This window comes from Thalassotalea hakodatensis, assembly GCF_030295995.1.
Classification (GTDB): domain Bacteria; phylum Pseudomonadota; class Gammaproteobacteria; order Enterobacterales; family Alteromonadaceae; genus Thalassotalea_C; species Thalassotalea_C hakodatensis.
Map to the genome: position 1 here is coordinate 2,001,348 of NZ_AP027365.1, position 19,688 is coordinate 2,021,035.

Genomic DNA, 19,688 nt, shown 5'->3' on the forward strand with positions numbered 1-19,688 from the left:
CGATTAGGTCTACGCTTAAAAAGAACAGACAATAATAGCAAAGTAATAAAAAGGCAAATGCATGGAATCATTACAAGTTAAAGACTATATGAACTATTATCCTGTCACATTTACACCTGACATGGTTATAGAAGAAGCATCACTTAGGTTTTTGAAAACAAAACAAATAGGTGGCCCAGTTGTTAATGATAAAAATCATTTAGTAGGGTTTCTTTCTGAAAGCGACATAATGCGAAAAATGATGGAGTCGAGTTATTATAGTGAACATATTGCAGATGTTGCACAACTTATGCGTACTGAAGTGTTATCAGTAAAGCCTTATGACAGTGTGCTTGAGTTAGCACAAAAAATGTTAGGAAATAAACCTAAGGTGTATCCAGTAGTTGACGACGATGGTCATTTATTAGGAACAATCTGTCGTAATGATGTATTAATGGCGATGGATAAACACTTACGTATAAAGTTTAAGTAGCTAAATAGGTGAGTTGAGCTTCGGCGTGTGTTTTTCTGTATTGTTTCATGACTTACAAAGCTTCCATGGTTATTGTGTAATTGATCTTCACAAAGCAGGCTAACACGTTAAAAACGAATCAACATGCTGATCAATAAGTTCAACTCAATACTTGTCTACATTAACAAAGTTAAAGGTTCAACGTGTTCTAGTATTGGTATTGCTACACATAATTGATAAAATAAGCGTTTTAAACGTTGTTTTGAGCCTATTTTGCCTTCCGAAAATTCACACAGTACATTAACTACAACTATTAACACTGGCGATGCTCCTACCATAGCAAAATTAAATGCATTACTGTCTGATGTTAGACGGGCCGATATTGGTCTGTTCAAAAAACGATTAGCTGGTCTTGCTAAAATATCGGATGTGGGAAAAAAGCAAAAAGTCCTTGGCCAAATAGCTGATCAAATTGACAATTCAATTGCAAAAAAACAACATAAACTTAATCGTAAACTTTCGATATCTTACCCGGAAGGGTTGCCAGTATCACAAAGTGTTGAACGCATATCTAAAGCAATAGATGAAAACCAAGTGGTAATTATTGCTGGTGAAACAGGCTCAGGTAAAACCACTCAAATTCCAAAAATTTGTATGGCTTTGGGGCGCGGAATTGAAGGTATGATAGGCCACACACAACCGCGAAGAATTGCTGCTCGCACTGTAGCAACGCGAATCGCTGAAGAGTTAAACACACCCTTAGGTGATGTTATTGGCTATAAAGTACGCTTTACTGATCAAGTCAGTGATAACAGTTACGTCAAGCTAATGACTGATGGTATCTTGTTAGCTGAAATGCAACGTGATCGTTTATTAAGACAATACGATACAATTATCATCGACGAAGCACACGAGCGAAGTCTTAACATTGATTTTTTATTGGGTTACTTACGTCAAATTCTAAATAAACGACCTGATTTAAAAATTATTATTACCTCTGCAACGATTGACCCTGAGAGATTCGCTAAGCATTTTCAACAAGATAACAAAAAGCCAGTTCCAATCATCGAAGTATCAGGACGAACATTTCCCGTTGAAATGCGTTACCGGCCGTTAAATGAGCACAATGAAAGTTCAGATGTGATCACTGGCATTATTCAAGCTGTTGAAGAGTTATCAGAACTTCCATTAGGTGATATTTTGATTTTTCTTAACGGTGAACGAGAAATACGTGATACAGCAAGCGCTTTAGAAAAAGAACATTTAGCACATACCCAAATTTTGCCACTTTATTCTCGTTTAACGGTGCAAGAGCAAAACCGAATCTTTCAGCGCCATACCGGCAGAAATATTGTACTTGCAACTAATGTAGCGGAAACATCGCTCACGGTGCCTGGAATTAAGTATGTTATTGACCCAGGTACGGCGAGAATATCTCGCTATAGCTATCGAACTAAAGTGCAACGACTTCCAATCGAGCCAATTTCACAAGCCAGCGCGAACCAACGAGCAGGTCGTTGTGGTCGTGTATCTGAAGGGGTTTGTATACGGCTATATGCTGAAGATGATTTTCTTAATCGCGATGAATTCACAGATCCTGAAATATTACGTACTAACCTCGCTACCGTTATTTTACAAATGCTAGCGTTAGATCTTGGCCATATTGATCAATTTCCATTTGTTCAATCACCTGATAGCCGAACAGTAAAAGATGGCGTTAGGTTACTTGAAGAACTCGCTGCTATTCAAGTAAGGCATGGTAAAACACAACTGACAAATAGCGGCCGACAACTTGCTAGATTTCCAGTCGATCCTCGCTTAGCAAAAATGATTTTAACGGCTATTCAATATGGCTGTATTGAAGAGGTATTTATTATTGTCAGTGCGTTAAGTATTCAAGATCCACGAGAACGACCTCATGAAAAGCAGCAAGCAGCAGATGAAAAACATAGTCGTTTTAAAGTGAAAGAATCAGATTTTTTTAGCTTTTTACTACTTTGGCAATATATTAATGAACAACAAAAGTTACTCACTAACAATCAGTTTCGTAAACTTTGCCAAAAAGAATATCTTTCATATATCCGTATAAGAGAATGGCAAGACATTTATCATCAACTAACGATGACGTTAAAAGAGCAAAAAATTGCTCTGACAACCACTGGTTGGTCAAAGGACAATGACTCATCAGGAGATCTTATTCATCAAGCTATATTGTCAGGCTTACTAAGTCACTTAGGTCAACTGGACGAAAACCGAGAATACAAAGGGGCGAGAAACACTCGATTTTATGTTTTTCCTGGTTCTAATTTAGCTAAGAAAACACCTAAGTGGTTAATGGCAACGGAGTTAGTAGAAACGAGTAGACTTTTTGCCCGAGTTGTTGCAAAAATTGACCCTGCATGGGTTGAAAGTCTGTCCGAACATCTGGTTAAACGAAATTATAGCGAGCCACATTGGGAGCGTAAGCAAGGCGCTGTGATGGCGTACGAACAAGTTACACTCTATGGTTTAGTGTTAGTTGCAAAACGTAAAGTTGTGTTCAATAAAATTGAACCAAGTACTTGTCGAGAAATTTTTATTCGGGAGGCATTGGTTAATGGTGACGCCAATATTCAGGAACCATTCTTTCAGCGCAATAGAGACTTAATTAAAGATATTGAAAAGTTAGAACAAAAAGCCCGGCGTAAAGACTTTCTCGTAGATGAAGAGTTACTTTGTCAATTTTATCATGAAAAGCTACCTGAACAGGTGGTTTGTCAACGTAGCTTTCTAGCATGGTGGAAAAACCAAAAACAACAAACGCCTAAATTACTCGATTTTACCAAAGCTTTTTTATTAAATGAAAACAGTGAAAAACTGTCAAAAGCGGATTACCCAGACGTATGGCAGCAAGGAAACTTTACCTTACCGCTAAGTTACCATTTTAAGCCTGGTGATGAAGATGATGGGGTTAGTGTACATATTCCGATAGGGGTATTAAATCAGGTGACCGATCAGGGTTTTGATTGGCAAATACCTGCGTTGCGATATGAGCTTATCATCTCTCTTATTAAAGCATTACCTAAAAGTGTTCGACGTAATTATGTGCCTGCGCCTAATTATGCTCAGGCGTGTTTTGATGCACTTTCACCAAGCGAACTTACGTTACAGCAAGCAATGGAAAAGCAGTTATTACGTATGACAGGTGTTCGTATTCCAGAAGATGCGTGGGGGAAAGTTGAACTACCTGTTCATTTACAAATGAATTTTAAAGTCATCAGTGAAAAAAATAAACTTATTGCTCAAGGCCGTAATCTCATTGCATTACAAGAACGTTTACAAGGGAAAGTAAAAGCATCTATTAAGAAAGTAGCAGATAAAGGCATTGAACGAGCAGATATTAAGGCATGGGATTTTGAATCAATACCAGAGCATTATGAAAAGAAAGTTGCTAATTTAGCGATAAAGGCATATCCAGCATTAGTGGATCACAATAATACCGTTGCTATTGAACTCTTTGAGCATAAACCTTTAGCAGATAAAGCGATGCATTTTGGTGTAGCGAGATTGGTATTATTGAATATTCCATCACCCATTAAGTATTTACAAGAGAAGCTGCCAAATAAGTCAAAGCTAGGTTTATATTTTAATCCTTTTGGTTCAATTTCAGAGCTTTTAAATGACTGCATTATTGCGTCTTGTCAACAGTTGATCCAACAACAGGGTGATTATCCGAGAGATAAAGTAGCGTTTGAACAAGTAAAAGAATTTGTTCGTGCAGAACTAGCTGATTCGGTTTTAGCACTCGCTATTCAAGTTGAGCGGGTATTGAGTTTAGCACATGAGATCAACAAAAAATTGAAGGGCAATGTCCCTTTAAATATGATTCAAGCGCATGGAGATGTTAAAAGTCATCTTGGATCATTAGTCTATAAAGGGTTTGTAACAGCGACAGGGTATCAACGGATCTCAGATATTGAAAGATATTTAAAAGCATTAGCGCGTCGTTTAGAAAAACTTGCTATTGATCCAAACCAAGATAGATTGAAAGTAATCGAAATAGAAAAAATATACGCTTTATATCAAGATGCCCTAAGTAAACATAAACATGATCTTACTCTCATTGAGCAATTAGAAGGCGTTAGGTGGATGATAGAAGAATTACGGGTTTCACTTTTCGCTCAAAATTTAGGCACGCCGTACCCTATATCTGCAAAGCGAATTAAAAGCCACATTAATCAATTGTTAAAATAACCTCGCTATTTTGTCATTTGACATGGCTTTTTTGCTTGCGTATAAAGAGTAAAGGATCGGGGCTGCTGATCTTTCGAGATTAAATGTTGTTGGACCCAAAGGGCAGCATATTTGTCATTTAAACGTCGTTATTGCTTTTCTTGTGGAATAACCGCACATTAATCGCAATGCCTTGTCTAAATACTAGTAAACTGCTGCAAAAATAAATGCGCAAGATCAACAGGCCGTCTAAAAAGAGCGATAGGCAGCAAACTCATAAATGTAGATTTGGTGGAGCAGTATAATGGTTGTAAGTTACGATGATAAACGTGATTTCTATCGAATGATGCTAAATAGTGATGTAACAGTTACTATTATCGACGATGAAGCAAACAGTACTATTTTAGCGACATGTCGAGATTTGAGTGCAACTGGGATGGCAATAGAAATGGCACATCCAATCGAGCTTAATACAGACGTACGCGTTAATATGGAATCTTCAGGTAGTAATGTTCAGCCTTTAGATGTTAGTGGTAAAGTTGTTCGTGTAGAGGAAGAGTCCGCTGATAACTACTTAATTGGTATTAATATCTCTGAAATTGATTAGAGCATATTACGTATAATATGCTCTAACGATAAGTTTGACGTTTATACGTTTAATGCAGTTCAACTTACTTGGCAAACTAACCCTTTTAAGTAATAGCCTTCTGGATAATTACTGGCAATAGGGTGATCTGCCGCTTGCATTGTTCGTTCGATAAAATGAACAGTTTTTCCTGCGTCTAAGGCGGCATCAGCAACAACTTTTTGAAATAACCCCACCTCTAGCAGTCCTGAGCATGAAAAGGTTAACAATAAGCCACCGGGGTTAAGTAATTGCATTGCAATCATATTAATGTCTTTATATCCGCGACAAGCTGATGTTAACTGTGCTTTAGAATCAACGAATTTTGGCGGATCTAAAATGATCATATCAAATTTCGTATTTTCTTTTTTATATTGACGAAGTAGTTTGAATACATCCTCTTTAACATAATTTACTTTGCAGTCTGATAAACCATTAAGTGCTATATTCTCTTTTGCTAAATCAAGAGCTTGCTGGGAAACATCAACATTTGTCACTTCTTTAGCGTTATTTGCCGCACAGTGTAGTGCAAATGTTCCGGTGTAAGAAAAGCAATTAAGCACTGTTTTTCCTGAAGAGTATTTTCCTGCAAGTGCACGCGCATCACGTTGATCTAGATAGAATCCAGTTTTATGGCCTTTAGCAACATCAACATGAATTTTTAATCCGTGTTCTTCAATTATCGTAGCGGTAGAGTCTTGCGCTTCTGTTAACCAACCCGTGACTGGTGCTAAGCCTTCTTTTTTACGTACATCAACATCTGAACGTTCATAAATATGACAATCTGGAAACAATTGTTGTAACACATTAACTAACGTATAACGTTGGAATTCAGCGCCAGCACTTAGTAACTGACAAACGATTAAATTATTGTACTTGTCAATCGTAATCCCTGGTAAACCATCTGACTCGCCTGCAATTAATCGGTAGCCTGTTAGGCCATCGCGATTAATGAACCATTGACGCCTAGTTAGCGCATCTTGAATTTTTTTGTAAAAAAATGATTGATCAATATCTTCATTTTCAATAAAAGACCATACTCGAATACTTATTTGTGATTCTGGTGAATATGCGCCCTTAGCTAACCATTTTCCTTTGTTATCAAGGATATCTACAGTATCGCCTAGCATGGGTTTACCTTTGATTTTGTTTATCGCTTTAGAGAATATCCATGGGTGTTTTCTTTTTAATGATTTTTCTCGTCCATCTTTTAAATAAATTCTTGCTGACATTCTATACTTAACCATAGCGATAAAAATTGCGCCGAGTTTAGTCAATCATTGTATAAGGTGCAATTAAAGAATTTATAATTTCAATAATTGAGGGATGAATTTATGAATGTAAGTTACCTTGCTCATGTAAGCGGATTAGTGCAGGGCGTTTATTTTCGCGCGTCGAGCCAACAAATGGCAATAGAATATGGGTTAAGCGGTTATGCACATAATTTGGCAGATGGCGAAGTAGAGATTTTATTATGTGGAGAAGAAGAAAACGTTGATAAAATGCTAGATTGGTTAAATACAGGTCCGCCACAAGCAAAAGTAATTGCTGTTAAGACCAAAAAAGTACCTTGGCAGCAGTATAATCATTTTTCGATAGGTTAGTAGAAATCTTATAAACAAAAGTAATGGAGCACAGTTATTAGCAGTTTACTCCATTACTTTAATTGTAAACACTCAACAGATGTAACGCTGTTAATTCGTAGATGCTGCTATGTATTGAAAACGCTTCATTGTTACACCATTTCTTTCTATGGTTTCGTCAAACATTGATAATGGCCTTATCCAAATACCTTTTTCACCATATTCTGGTTGATATACCACATGCAATTCTTCCGTTTCACTATGCTTTGCAATGTGAAGAACTTGATAATAGTTCCCTTTAAAATGTTGGTAACGACCGATAGGAATAGTCATCATAGGCCTTATTTAAGTGTGAATAAAACAGAGCTTTATTTTAACAGTGCATAATAGAGGAGGCGACTAAAATTAACTATTCTTTTAAAAGTGCTTATACCAATTGAAAAATATATTTGGCTACTTTAGGAAAGCCTTTATTTTTTGAAGATAGCGAACTGGCGACCTAAGGTCGTATATCCCGTTTAAGCTTTATTTTAATTCTAAACTTAGTAAAGAATTGGTTGCGGGAGCCACTTTTTTGAAGAGAGTGAACTGACGACCTAAGGTCGTACATCCCGTTTAAGCTTTATTTTAATTCTAAACTTAGGAAAGAATTGGTTGCGGGAGCCACTATTTTTGAAGAGAGTGAACTGACGACCTAAGGTCGTACATATCGGTTAAGGTCTATTTTAATTCTAAACTTAGGAAAGAATTGGTTGCGGGAGCCACTTTTTTGAAGAGAGTGAACTGACGACCTAAGGTCGTACATATCGGTTAAGGTCTATTTTAATTCTAAACTTAGGAAAGAATTGGTTGCGGGAGCCACTTTTTTGAAGAGAGTGAACTGACGACCTAAGGTCGTACATATCGGTTAAGGTCTATTTTAATTTTAAACTGAGTAAAGAATTGGTTGCGGGAGCCAGATTTGAACTGACGACCTTCGGGTTATGAGGCTTATTTTTTTCCATAAGCTAAGCTTACTTTAATGTACTTTAATTACCCCTTCAACTAAAAATACTTGTTTTTCATAGAATTAATAAAAACACTTGTGACAACTCACCGAGGCCTTAACTCAAACCTGTCTAATGAAATGGCACAAAATTTAACTACCTAATTATTCATACATAATTCAATAACAGACATTAACACAGTTTAATATCAAATAACTTGTCTTTTACGTTACTTTTCTTGTATTGATTTTAAAAAGTAATTTCTAATACCTACCATGCTAAAAAAAATTAAAAAATTAAAAAATTAAAAAATTAAAAAATTAAAAAATTAAAAAATTAAAAAATTAAAAAATTAAAAAATTAAAAAATTAAAAAATAAAACATTAATATGCAAAGAGTTACCTTCTAAAACACAACTAAGCCCCATTTGCAAAAGTCCTCTTGCCTTTTGCTGTGATAGTATCTGCTCGATCATGAAACGTTTAATTATCAGTCGATGATAAAAAGGTTAGGATACCAGCATGGAAACATATGTATTAACAAAAAAGACAGAGCCCTTCTCTCCTATCACTTCAAAAGTAATTGGGCTATTGGTGAGATAGCTCATGACCGAAGTAAAGCATAGACTATTTCATGATATCCTCAGTGATGATGGGCGTATTCAAAGCGCAACATTAAACGAGATATTCAATATTGTCGATTTAACCATCGATTTTAGTGGTGCCACAAAAATCATTGAGCGCGTATGCCATGTTTATAAAGTAGCATCTAACATAGAAAACCTTCCATGCGATTTAATCAATGAATATCGAGGTATTTACACACAGTTAAATTTCGCAATAAATACCGACAGCTTCAAGCAAAGTATTCCTTCGGTAAAAACGTCTAAAAATGAAATTCTTCGTCGCATAGGAGCATATCCTCTATCTGCAATGCTTGTTGAGCCTTTATCACAAGCATGTGAAAATAACCCAGAGAAAAAGTACCTACTTGATTTGTTAACATTTATGTTGATTGAGATAAAAAGAAAGTACCCAAATGTTAAAGATAGAATTATCGAAAATGCAGCAACTCTTATACGTAAATACATTTCTGATGGTACTCGTTTAAAACAAGGTATTAAAAATCCTCCCCTTAATTTCTCACAGGTTGGAGTTTTAGCTCAAAAAGTTAAAGAGTTTCCTTTAATCCCGTTTGAACAGCAATTCGTCACTGCTTGGTCAAAAACATATGCGTTACTTACAACAGAAAAACCGGAGGATAAAGATAATAAATATCTATTTGAGTTGCCAAATAAAATACATATTAGGCCCTACGTTCTTTTTACTCGTGGTGACGTTATTGATGCCGAAGATGCATTTACCGAAATGGTCGAGGTCACATCGGTACATGAAGAAACAAGCTTTCAAACTAAAAATGCCTCTTTTATATATGGCAGCCAGCTCTCCATTATTGAAAAAATGCACCTGCCATACCGGACTAATTCTCTCTCAAATAGTGAAATAACGTTACTTGTTGCTTTCTTAAAAGAGCAGTTAGCTAATGTTAAAAAAATGCCCGTATCACTTTTAGCTGCTCTGACTCTACTGACTTCAAGAAAGTTAGCATACTGTCTAACTCTACGGGTTTATGCACAAAAAGACTTTACAAACCCTGATGATGACTACATTGATTTACATCGCGGTGCTTGGGTACGTAAAAGTATTCAAATGCCAAGCTGTTACACACCCAACGAGGCTGATAAGCCTTTTTTAAATGGTTATCAGCCTTTTGTCTCTTTAGCGCTGCCCAGTGAGGTCTTAAATGCATTAAAGGCGTTGTGTGTTGATAAAAAACATTTGGGGTTGCCTTTAAGTAGTATTCTCAATATCTCAGGTGATGGAAATTCTGAGATAACGGCTTTATTAAACCATTTCGCTGAAAACTCACAAGTCTTTCGCAAGATAAGTCCTGCTGCGTGTCGAACAGTTTTACTTGAGCTGTTTAACCAAAAATTTGATGGTGCCTACGCATCTCTCGCGTTGGCAAATACAGAGTACGATACGACTACATCACTGTACTATTTATCAGGCTCTGTCGATAAAGTGGCAAATGATTATATCGACATTGTGAAAGGCTTGGGCTTTGAATACAGTGAAACTAGAGATAATAACTCTCAAAACACAGCTTTTTCAGGTAGTCAAATGCCCATCGATACTGGAAAGCTTGCTGCTCTTTTCAATAAGTGCCGACAAGAGTTACTCTCGTTGATTAAAACTGAAAACCTTAGTCTTGAAGATATCATTACACGATTCAATTTTTTTTCATGTTATACAGCGATGCTCTTTATCGGAGCTACCGCTCACAGGCCAAGGATAGAGTTTTCTTTTACTAAATTCACCATTGATGAAGAAACCGGTTATATATTACTTTCTGATAAAGTTCATCACGACGAAAGTGCCTGTCGAGTTTTACCGCTTTGTGAGTCGATGAAAATACAATTACAGTCATATAGAGAGTTTGCAAAAGTAACTGCAAAAAGCTTAAAAAAGCAGGAGCCAGAGTTAGCTGAAAGCATTGCCCGTATTTATGGCGAATATGATCATAACCAACCTATGTTATGCCTTATTGACGAAAACAGACGTATCCAACCAATCGGCAAAAGCAATCTTGAAGCCTACTTGGCCCCAGAATCCAATTTGCCACTCAACCTCTTTAGACACTTATGGGCATCTAAAATACGTGAGAATGGCGAATTTAAGCGTGTAAAGGCCATGATGGGGCATATTGGTAGTGGGGAGCATGTGTTGTCAAACTACTCTTGCGCTTCAATCTCAGATATTAAGTTTATGTCAACATCAATAGAGACGTTGTTAAAAGACATAAGTTTACTACCTATTGATATCAAATCTGTTAAAGGCCCATGCGTCCAAGTAAAAATTAATCAAGAAGTTAAGAGCTACATTCCTAGTTATTTACAAAGTACCCCGAGTAAAACCAGGAAAGAAAAACTGCAATGGGTACGAACCCTAATCAAACCAGTACTTAAACAACTGAAAAACAATGAAACGTTTAAAGCAACAAAGGATAAGTTAGTTATACAAGCATTATCAGCAAGTACTACAAACATCAAAATGCAAGAGCGTATTTATTTACTGAACCGCTATTTAGATAAAATCCATAAAAATAAAACATGGGTTGGGCTACAACATTCTTGTAGAGGTTTAGACATGAGTAACGATATTGTCCATGTCATGCAACAACACAATAACCTCAGTCAAGCTATTTCTAATTGGATAAATAAAGATTTAACTGTCACACAAACGGCTGACAATCATTTAGTAAAAATTTGGCTGAGCCTCATCATCCACAGTAAAATGAATGTACCTTTAACAAAAAAAAACGTACTAACAATCACTCAAAAACCTTTACTAGAAAAGGCAATTTGCTTTTTTGAGCTACAGGACTTCCATGATAAAAAGTCACGTATTATTGTGGATTCTTACACTTTATTACTTTTGAAAAAATTTAGTGATTATAGCGATGCTTCAATCAGCATTCCTCCATTAAAACGCTTGTTCAAATCAGCTATAGTTCGAATATTATCAAATATCGTGACGAGAAGAGAGCCTGCATTTATTAAATTGAAAAGTATTGATGAGGTAACAAAATTCATGTGTCGCTCGAGAAATGATATTCATTGTTCACTTGCTCATGCATACCAAAATAATAAAATTCAAACAACATGCCTTCCGCCTGAGAAACTAGTAAGATGGCTATCCGATAAACCACTGCACATCAGCCCAACAGCCGAACTAATAGAAAATGATGGACTCCTTTGTGATTACAAAGGCGATTATAATAAAAAAGCCAATTACATAAAATCACTCGATTTAATTAAAAAAATAAGCGCTGACTTAATTGCCTATGGCTTAAGTAATGACCCAAAAGCAAAAATTAAAGCACTCATCATATCGACTTGGGCGAACTTTATAGGCACCAGTCAAGAAAGAAATGTCGGTATTTTGATACAAAACTCCACTGACATCGAGGATGTCGTGATAGCAACCATTGTGTGGTTAATAGAAGTATCAAATAGACCTGGTCGACAAAAGCGAAAATTAACCGCTTTAAGTACCGTACAAAGCTACTTGTCAATTGTAGCTAGGCCACTACTTGAGTATGCACACAGCACTTCATTTTTTTCACTTGATGCTCATGAGTATGAAGAGCTATATATACAAACACTTGATTCACGCAGTAAAAAGAGTCGAGTTCACAGAGCTGGTGTCTTTAGAAACTTTCATAATTTCTTACAAAAGCAGTTTGATATTAATACCGTTGATTGGTTTGAAATTGAACCTAGCATTAATAATAAGTATTTGCCTAGTGATGCAAACATTATTTCTATGCGTGAGTATCAAGCAGCATTAACATTACTCGCTAATGACAGAGAGTTAGATGAATACAACAGAAACATTAACCAAATTATTCTAATACTGTGCTATCGAGCAGGTTTGCGCACAGGGGAAGCATGCTTTTTACGTATTAATGATATTGATATTTTTGATTGGGTTATTCATGTTAAAAGTTGTTACTTGCACCGACTCAAAACCAGAACATCTAATCGCCGTATACCTGCAACATTGTTTTTATCTGATAGTGAAAAGGCACTCATTAAAAAACATATCGAAGTGGTTAAACATTACTACCCCAATAACGAGTCTGCTTGGTTATTTAGTGATAAAACCAATAATCATTGTGCAAAGGCACTGCAAATTAATTTAGACCGTATTAGAGAAGCTTTACGATTAGCCAGTGGTGATCAGACTTTAACGCTAAAACATGCTCGACATAGTTTTGCTAATTACCTTATGTTAACTATGAATAATAGCTTTTATCCATCGACTATAAATCATGAAATTATAGCTTGGGCTCGTACAGATAATTTACAAGCTTTCTCAACTTCAGTTCAAAAACTATTGATAGGAAATTCTTTAGAAAAAGAAAAAATAATGCACGCTATCGCTTTAACTATGGGGCATATAAGCCCGTCTACAACACTTCAAAATTATATTCACACCCTCGATGTGTTTTCTGCTGCTGAAAATGAGAAGTTACTCTCAAAAGCAATAACTATGAATGAGGTCGCTAGTCTTACTACTATTTCTAGAACAAACTGCTATAAAATTGTTGATCGTAAATATAGGAAAAACGAAATACGAGGCTATCAAGCGATTAAAGAGAGCGAGCTCAAGAATTGGAAAGAAGTACAACGTGTGGGTATCAATGCTGTTGTCGATATTGTTGGACTTCGTTCGTTGAATATTAAGTTACCTCAACATATTATTCGCGAATTTAATGACATAGAAAGAGTAATCAGACTCAAAGAAAGTGACCTTACTGAATTAGATATTACAAAGAAACTCCATGTAGGCTATTCATTTACAAGTGATGTTATTGACTCAGCGCTTAAGATTAAAAAACAAAGTGGTTATTGCGGTATAAAACTAAAAGAACAAAGCGATTGCCTACTTTTTGAAACTAATAGTAGAAATTACCAAACCTATTGTAAATTTGTTCGCCAAGACACCTTTCAAGCGCTTATTTCAAAGCTAGCTGCTCAAACTAAAAATACAAAAAAAGTTGAAGAGGTAAGTCAATATTGGCTTGAAAATCACACTAAAGCAGGCTTATTGGTAGATAAAAACACAGCAGCTAATTTTCTCCAGTTTATCGAGACACTTGACTATAAAACAAATCTAGTAAATGAATACCATATAAGAACTCCATATGGAAAGCGCAAAGGTATATTAGTTAAATATTACCCTATGAGCTCAACAAGTCGAAAGAAAACGGACAACAGAGTTCAACACCTGCTTTTTTTGTTAAAAGTTTGGGTTGATGTGACTAATTCGAGACAGAAGGAAGCAGTATGAATATCGAGATTAAAGTAGATTACATTGAAAAGGATGACGCTGGTAATTTAATCATCACGAAGCCTAAAAAGTTTCATAAAGATGCTAAGCACATTCAAAGCATCTTTGATATTGAGAGAAAGCGATTTGGTGATTGCGCGAAATATAGTTTGTGCATTTCAAATAAAAGCATTTCACCTCAGCTCAATGAGACAAACGATGATCCACAATTAGTTCCTAAGCTTGATATTATTGCTGAGATCTTTAATTATATCGAGCAGGATATGGATACTGTTGATGAATATGTTAAACACATTGAAAAAGGTGAAGTGGACAAAGCCCGTAACCTTAACAAGGAAAATGCTGGACGTATTTCAAAGCTTCAGTCAATTCGCTCAAAACTTACCAGTGAATCACTTGAGTTAACACATGAAAATGGAAAAAAAATTGTAATCTTACCTAGTCCAAAATTGGAGCAAAACATAGGAAAAGATGTTGAAAGTAAATGGCTGTATTGCTCAATTAACACCCCCGAATTTATCAAATCTCGAAGCGCCATTTTCAAAACAACAAACGAGCGAAAAAATTTGGTTGCAAACTTAGCAATAACTGACCAAAAAATCTGGGACGATGTTATTGAATATGGGAAAAAAGGGGTTCTTATTGATATAACTTTACGCTATAAAGAGCCCCACCCTAATGCTACAAATATTACAGGGGAGTTAGTTTCAATTAAAAAATCAGCATCTATTGATCAACAAGAGCTTTTTTGATTAAAGCAGATCACTGATTATTGCTTGGGTTGTTTTTTACAGTACCAAAAAGAAAGAATATCCCCTCAAAATGCTAAATTTAAAATTACTAAATTCGAAGCAAGATTAGACTTGCTATTGATTTAGATAATTCAAAGTATTATTCCAGAAGTTCTGTGATCTTCCCCAATTAATACAGATGCAATTTTTAACACTAATAGAGCGAATATCTTTAAATCCGCTACCAAACAAGGCTTTCAGCTAAACAACTAACCGTCACAAAAGCCGATCCTGTTTCATTAGAAACGATCTAGTTCCATATTGGATTTATCATAAGCGATCGGCATCATGGTATTACGCACTTACTACATACCGGTCAGAAAGCATGAAGCATTTAATGAATTATTGCTGTGCTTCCAACTTCACAATGAAAATCAACTCCTTTAAAATCTTCCAAAACCAAAGTTACTCTACTTTTATTATTAGCACGTACGCATGCTTTGCCAATGGCTAACCTTAGCTTCTCAACAACACTTCGCGGGGGAAGTTGGCATAAGGTTGATAGTAATGAAGCTGAAAGTTTATCGTTAAAGTATTGCTCAAGTTTCATGTCCTTCAAGCAATGTTTATACATGTTTTCAGTGATCGCTTTCATATGCTCAGGTGTTGGTGGCTCTATCTCCATATTAACTAAACGTGATTTTAATGCAGGCTTTAATGATTCAAAATCATTCGTTGTGGTGAAGATAATAGCGCCAGATAAATCTAGTCCAAGATTCAGAAAGTTTTCTTTAAATGATTTTCGTTGCTCTCTTTCAAAAAAAGAGTAAAGCGGCTGAATAATGCTGTCTTGGGGATTATCTTTTGCCATGCATAACTCATCAATAAGAATAATTGGCTGAAATGACTTTGCCTCAAAGCACATAATTCTACCTATTGCGCCTAGGTCTGAATCACCATATTGTGGATTACCCCCACACAGCTCAAAGCGACCTGTCATGGCAGCGGCATTAATGGCAAAAAATTCTAAATTAAGTGTTTCGGCTAAGGCACTAACGAATTGTGTTTTACCAATGCCAGGGTGACCTTGTAAATTAATGGCCGGCAAAGATAGTGGTGTGTTGGTTAATTGACTTACTTGGCAGGCAGCAATCACTTGGTCAACAACATCTTGAAAATTCGGAAATGATTTGGCTAAAGATGATAATGAACTTGTGGTGTTTTTATTAGCATAATAAAGCGTTTTTTTAGGTCCTTGCTCTATGAGTGTTGAAAATGTTTGCATATCTTTGGGCTTTCGATGTTTTACTTCGTTTTTTAATTTTTTCATTGAAAAAATAGAGGCGGAATTACTTCTCTTCATATCGTTTTCAGTAGGTTGTGGTTTTTTGATTTCTAGCTCATTCGACTCTTTTCTCACGTAAATACCGGTAATTTCAATAACAGTTGCCAGTATTGATATTGTTTGTCCTGAGTGTTCGAATATGTGCATTATCATTTGTTGTATATCTACAACAAGCTCAGGGTTAGGAGGAAGCTGTTGTATGGTCTTAATCATCGCTGCAAAGACTCTTTGCTGGTTAAAGCTCATAAAACTGATAATGTCCTGCAAGTGGTTATCATCATCGATATAACAACAGGCGAGTGCCAGTGAAGAAGGGGTAATTAAAAACATCATGTCATGACGTTTTAAATTATCTATCTCAAGGAATGCGTTAAAATGACAATAATTAAATTCGAATGATGTTATTTGACTCATGTGAAATACCTCTGTGAAGAAGGGGAAATATAAAAAAAGCAAGGAGAGGCAGCATTCCTTTTGATACTGCCTCAATTGAAGCAGGCAGTTATGAGTAGGAAGCAAACAGCAAAATGTTGTCGGTGAGCAAAATGCCCCCGGAGACTCTTAACAACAACTGTTGTCCTTCTGGTAAACAAAACCCAGGAATGCGCTGATTTAAAGCATGTGCAAAGTTAATTTTTTGGTCTTCAAACGTTAACTCCACATCAAATACTTCCTTTAAATCTTTTAATGAGCATAACGTGACTTCATCGCCGTTCCTGGTTTTCAGTACTAATTGCATATCATTCATAAAAGGCGTTATCTGCATAGTCACCAGAATTTGAGAGAATGTTGCATTTCGTTTGCACTTAATGTCAGTCAGTTCAATCTCTAGCTGGTGTGCTTGTACACCATTTTCTATTTCATCAAGGTAGTCTGAGTACTGTTTATTTAATTCAGTGTTGTACTGCGTTGTCCAGCAACCTGGCAGTTTGTCTTCATGCTTAATCGCCCATTGGTCTTTGCTTAGTAAATCAGGATTGTTATCACTGATTACTTTAATCACACTGCTTGTTGAAGTTGCATGTTTTTCATTTGATAAAGATAAGTTTGTCATGAGTTGTCTCCTAAGGTTAAGCGATTTGAGCAAGAGTAGTTGTAGTAAAGTGCATTGAGGCACTGGCCTTATCAGCCAGTTGAAGTTTTGAGGCAATAGGCGTTATTGCTTCATACCCACAGCGACTGCCCGGACTTGCACAGGTAAGAATATGGCGCAGCATTACTGCACTTTGTGGCTCAAATTTATCAAGTTTTACAAATGCTTTAGCGCATATCTCTAGTGTTAGCTCATCATGGTCAACCACAGCACCTAAATGTGTTCTGTGACCAGTGAGAGATAAGGTTCTTGTTTTACCAATGTCATGAATCAATGCGGCAACAATGGCAATATCACGTTCAGCCCCCTTCAACTGATTTTCACTTAACAGCTTATTAGCAACATCAATGCTGTGAGCGAGTAAGCCACCGGCAAAACTATGATGGTGCCTAATGCTGGCAGGACATTGCAGGTAATAAATGCCGATATCTCTACCTACAAGCACATCCGACATAAAGCGTGTTAAGTGACGTGAAGAAAGACTATCAACCAAGGTTTTAAGTTGCAGTAACGTTTCAGGGGCAGGACTGTAACAACTAGGCAGTGAATTGATACTCAATACTTTTCTGCTCACGTTACTTGGCAAGCGTTGCAAAAAAGCGCAGCGAACATACTGATAACCATCAACATATTTTAAAGTCGCTTCAATATGGACAATGGCGTTGCAAGCTAACTGCTCAACATATTCATTCATATTGAAACAATATACATTAATGCTAGTGCTGATGTCTGATAGCTTAATTATCCAATAAGCTTTACCGGATTTATCATAACGCTCAGTACTACCTACAAGGCTATAAGCACCTTTAAAGCGTTTAAAGGAAGCAACTTCAGCTAATAATGGCTGAATAGATTGCTCAACAGTTGCAGGGATTAATTGAGTTTGTGGTAAGTTAGTCATGATTAGCTCCTGGGAAGTTTTTCTTAAGAAGATTTTCAAATGCGCTACCGTCATTACGGGTTAAGTTAGGCACAAAACGAGAGTAAACTTGAAAAAGCATCTGAGTATTCGAGTGCCCCATCTGCTTTGCAATCCATTCTGGGGATTCGCCCGATGCAAGCCAAAGCGTGGCTGCGGTATGACGTGACTGATAAGGCCTACGTTTTTCTAGCCCAAGCCGTTTGAGTAAGGGATACCAAACACGTTTAGTCACATTATTATGCTCAATCGGCTGACCTGACAGAGTGCAAAATACGTAATCAGAAAGTGAGGAGCTAACTTGCTCTTGAAGCTTTAAGGCATCATAAACTGGTTGGCTCATTGTTATTTCACGTTGAGAGAAATCGTTTTTGGTATAGTCACATTCACCTGCAACAATAGTTTCGCGAACTTTAATCATGCGATTGTTAAAATCAACGTATTTCCACTTCAGACCATCAATTTCACCTGTACGCATGCCAGTTAAAAATCGAATAAGGTAATAGCGGCTATAGTCTTCTCTAACATTGGCTATTATTTTATTCACCTCCTCTAATGAAAAGGGATTCACATCCGTCTTTTCAATCTTCAATGGCTTGATTCGGATAAAAGGCGTGTTAAAATCATGACGATCGGCGGCCTCCTCAAATACTCTACGTAATGGATCCATTATTTTATTAATGCGATTGTTACTGAGCGTTAAGCGTCCATTTCGTCCCGGTTCTTTGGCGAGAGAGGTACGAAATTTGAGTAAATCAGCGCGAGTGATGCTGTCGATCTTCTTTCCTTTAAAGGTAGGAAGATAGTACTTATTCTTCATGCTTTTCATATTTTTGAGATGTGACGGTCGCCATTTCAATATGCTTTCTTCAAACCATTCATCAAGAAAGTCTTCAAAAGATGGCGTCTTCTTTGTCGTAGTTCCTGAAAGCTTTTGTTCATCGAGCAAGAGCTTTTGTGCAACCTTGCTGTTAGGAAAGTGATTTAGATAATCAAACTGGCCTGTCAGTAGTTCAGCATTGATTTGATCTAGCTTCTTTTGTAAGCGACGACGATTAACTTTTGTGTCACTTAGGTTTGTGTTTTCTCTACAGCGCTTACCCTGAAAGGTAAAATCAAAATAGAGATTTTTTGTGTCTTTACGTGATGAGAGCTTAGCCATGATTTACTACCTCCATTGGCTTTTTGCATGCAAGAGCTAAAGAGTCATGAGCAATGTTTAACATGTCTGATTCAATAGCTTCCCAGATAAAAAGAATTTTTCTCCGGCCAAAAGGCCTAATGTAATGCTTACCTTCAATTAAACACGCATCGAGTAACTCATTTCGTATTGTTCTCGCTGTGTAATGAATTCGATCAGATAATTGATCTGTAGTTAAATATGTTTGTTCCGATTTCATCGATCTTCTCCTTAATAAATGCTAACCTGAATGAACAAAAGATATTTAAATTATCAAAATGTCATTCTAGGTAACATAATAACACTCAAAATGTCATTTGCAATGTTTTTTTGTTATTTAGGATGACATAATTTTATTTAGGATGGGAAATGGTTTGATTAAGTGTCACTTGGCTCGGTTAATGGGCGAGAGAAAAATGAAGGTTATGGATGTTGCTAGAGAAACTGGCTTGAACAGAAATACTATAACTTTATTATATAAAGAAACGGCTCAACGGATTGATTTAGATGCCATTGATAAGCTTTGTGAGTTGTTTGATTGCGAGGTAGAAGATCTATTACAGCGAAAAGTTGATTGATATTAAATCGTTTAGCTAAGGTAAAAACTATTGAAATTAAGTTTTTACCTTTGATTACGATTTAGCA

General features: G+C 36.3%; 14 protein-coding genes. 7 read left to right on the plus strand and 7 right to left on the minus strand.

Going from position 1 to position 19,688, the window contains the following annotated elements; all coding sequences use genetic code 11:
- Positions 1 to 61: 61 nt before the first annotated feature.
- From QUE72_RS08755 to QUE72_RS08765, 3 genes are all read left to right on the plus strand, one after another.
- On the plus strand, positions 62 to 472 hold the full coding sequence (locus QUE72_RS08755) for a CBS domain-containing protein (protein WP_074500086.1): 411 nt from the start codon (positions 62 to 64) through the stop codon (positions 470 to 472).
- A 315-nt stretch (positions 473 to 787) separates the two neighbouring features.
- On the plus strand, positions 788 to 4,684 hold the full coding sequence (gene hrpA / locus QUE72_RS08760; RefSeq protein WP_407704974.1) for an ATP-dependent RNA helicase HrpA: 3,897 nt from the start codon (positions 788 to 790) through the stop codon (positions 4,682 to 4,684).
- Positions 4,685 to 4,967: 283 nt separating this feature from the next.
- Positions 4,968 to 5,270 carry a PilZ domain-containing protein gene (locus QUE72_RS08765; protein ID WP_074500089.1) on the plus strand — a complete coding sequence of 101 codons (303 nt, stop codon included), beginning with the start codon at positions 4,968 to 4,970 and terminating at the stop codon, positions 5,268 to 5,270.
- Positions 5,271 to 5,329: 59 nt separating this feature from the next.
- Here QUE72_RS08765 and QUE72_RS08770 read toward each other — a convergent pair whose 3' ends face one another.
- Positions 5,330 to 6,520 carry a class I SAM-dependent methyltransferase gene (locus QUE72_RS08770; protein ID WP_286272802.1) on the minus strand — a complete coding sequence of 397 codons (1,191 nt, stop codon included), beginning with the start codon at positions 6,518 to 6,520 and terminating at the stop codon, positions 5,330 to 5,332.
- Between the two features lie 102 nt (positions 6,521 to 6,622).
- Here QUE72_RS08770 and QUE72_RS08775 point away from each other — a divergent pair, with 102 nt between their 5' ends.
- Positions 6,623 to 6,892: an acylphosphatase gene (locus tag QUE72_RS08775; protein ID WP_074500093.1), complete on the plus strand. Its 270-nt coding sequence runs from the start codon at positions 6,623 to 6,625 to the stop codon at positions 6,890 to 6,892.
- A 90-nt stretch (positions 6,893 to 6,982) separates the two neighbouring features.
- Here the strand turns inward: QUE72_RS08775 and QUE72_RS08780 are convergent, their stop codons facing one another.
- On the minus strand, positions 6,983 to 7,204 hold the full coding sequence (locus QUE72_RS08780; protein ID WP_074500096.1) for a DUF1653 domain-containing protein: 222 nt from the start codon (positions 7,202 to 7,204) through the stop codon (positions 6,983 to 6,985).
- Positions 7,205 to 8,864: 1,660 nt separating this feature from the next.
- Between QUE72_RS08780 and QUE72_RS08785 the strand changes: the two genes are divergently transcribed.
- Both QUE72_RS08785 and QUE72_RS08790 read left to right on the plus strand, forming a co-directional pair.
- Positions 8,865 to 13,775, plus strand: a complete 4,911-nt coding sequence (locus QUE72_RS08785) for a tyrosine-type recombinase/integrase (protein WP_286272804.1) — start codon at positions 8,865 to 8,867, stop codon at positions 13,773 to 13,775.
- The gene (locus QUE72_RS08790) at positions 13,772 to 14,527 is read left to right on the plus strand and encodes a hypothetical protein (RefSeq protein WP_286272806.1); all 756 of its coding nucleotides are present in this window, start codon (positions 13,772 to 13,774) and stop codon (positions 14,525 to 14,527) included. Before QUE72_RS08785 ends, QUE72_RS08790 begins: the two co-directional genes overlap by 4 nt.
- 373 nt (positions 14,528 to 14,900) lie before the next feature.
- Here the strand turns inward: QUE72_RS08790 and QUE72_RS08795 are convergent, their stop codons facing one another.
- The 5 genes from QUE72_RS08795 to QUE72_RS08815 all read right to left on the minus strand — a co-directional run bounded on the left by QUE72_RS08795 (position 14,901) and on the right by QUE72_RS08815 (position 19,263).
- Positions 14,901 to 16,265, minus strand: coding sequence for an AAA family ATPase (locus tag QUE72_RS08795; protein WP_286272808.1), 1,365 nt, complete (start codon positions 16,263 to 16,265; stop codon positions 14,901 to 14,903).
- Between the two features lie 88 nt (positions 16,266 to 16,353).
- The gene (locus QUE72_RS08800; RefSeq protein WP_286272810.1) at positions 16,354 to 16,905 is read right to left on the minus strand and encodes a hypothetical protein; all 552 of its coding nucleotides are present in this window, start codon (positions 16,903 to 16,905) and stop codon (positions 16,354 to 16,356) included.
- Between the two features lie 16 nt (positions 16,906 to 16,921).
- Complete coding sequence (locus QUE72_RS08805) at positions 16,922 to 17,845, minus strand: HD domain-containing protein (protein WP_286272811.1); 924 nt, start codon at positions 17,843 to 17,845, stop codon at positions 16,922 to 16,924.
- Positions 17,838 to 19,025, minus strand: a complete 1,188-nt coding sequence (locus QUE72_RS08810; RefSeq protein WP_286272812.1) for a site-specific integrase — start codon at positions 19,023 to 19,025, stop codon at positions 17,838 to 17,840. Before QUE72_RS08810 ends, QUE72_RS08805 begins: the two co-directional genes overlap by 8 nt.
- Entirely contained in the window at positions 19,018 to 19,263 is a 246-nt protein-coding gene (locus QUE72_RS08815) for a hypothetical protein (RefSeq protein WP_286272815.1), read from the minus strand. Before QUE72_RS08815 ends, QUE72_RS08810 begins: the two co-directional genes overlap by 8 nt.
- A 154-nt stretch (positions 19,264 to 19,417) precedes the next feature.
- Between QUE72_RS08815 and QUE72_RS08820 the strand changes: the two genes are divergently transcribed.
- Positions 19,418 to 19,621, plus strand: a complete 204-nt coding sequence (locus QUE72_RS08820; protein WP_286272816.1) for a helix-turn-helix domain-containing protein — start codon at positions 19,418 to 19,420, stop codon at positions 19,619 to 19,621.
- The last annotated feature ends 67 nt before the right edge of the window (positions 19,622 to 19,688 follow it).

Coding starts and splice junctions, on each gene's coding strand:
- QUE72_RS08790 (WP_286272806.1), top strand. CDS start 13,772: ATGAATATCGAGATTAAAGTAGATTACATTGAAAAGGATGACGCTGGT.
- QUE72_RS08815 (WP_286272815.1), bottom strand. CDS start 19,263: ATGAAATCGGAACAAACATATTTAACTACAGATCAATTATCTGATCGA.
- QUE72_RS08755 (WP_074500086.1), top strand. CDS start 62: ATGGAATCATTACAAGTTAAAGACTATATGAACTATTATCCTGTCACA.
- QUE72_RS08785 (WP_286272804.1), top strand. CDS start 8,865: ATGTTGATTGAGATAAAAAGAAAGTACCCAAATGTTAAAGATAGAATT.
- QUE72_RS08810 (WP_286272812.1), bottom strand. CDS start 19,025: ATGGCTAAGCTCTCATCACGTAAAGACACAAAAAATCTCTATTTTGAT.
- QUE72_RS08775 (WP_074500093.1), top strand. CDS start 6,623: ATGAATGTAAGTTACCTTGCTCATGTAAGCGGATTAGTGCAGGGCGTT.
- QUE72_RS08765 (WP_074500089.1), top strand. CDS start 4,968: ATGGTTGTAAGTTACGATGATAAACGTGATTTCTATCGAATGATGCTA.
- QUE72_RS08800 (WP_286272810.1), bottom strand. CDS start 16,905: ATGACAAACTTATCTTTATCAAATGAAAAACATGCAACTTCAACAAGC.
- QUE72_RS08780 (WP_074500096.1), bottom strand. CDS start 7,204: ATGACTATTCCTATCGGTCGTTACCAACATTTTAAAGGGAACTATTAT.
- QUE72_RS08795 (WP_286272808.1), bottom strand. CDS start 16,265: ATGAGTCAAATAACATCATTCGAATTTAATTATTGTCATTTTAACGCA.
- QUE72_RS08805 (WP_286272811.1), bottom strand. CDS start 17,845: ATGACTAACTTACCACAAACTCAATTAATCCCTGCAACTGTTGAGCAA.
- QUE72_RS08770 (WP_286272802.1), bottom strand. CDS start 6,520: ATGTCAGCAAGAATTTATTTAAAAGATGGACGAGAAAAATCATTAAAA.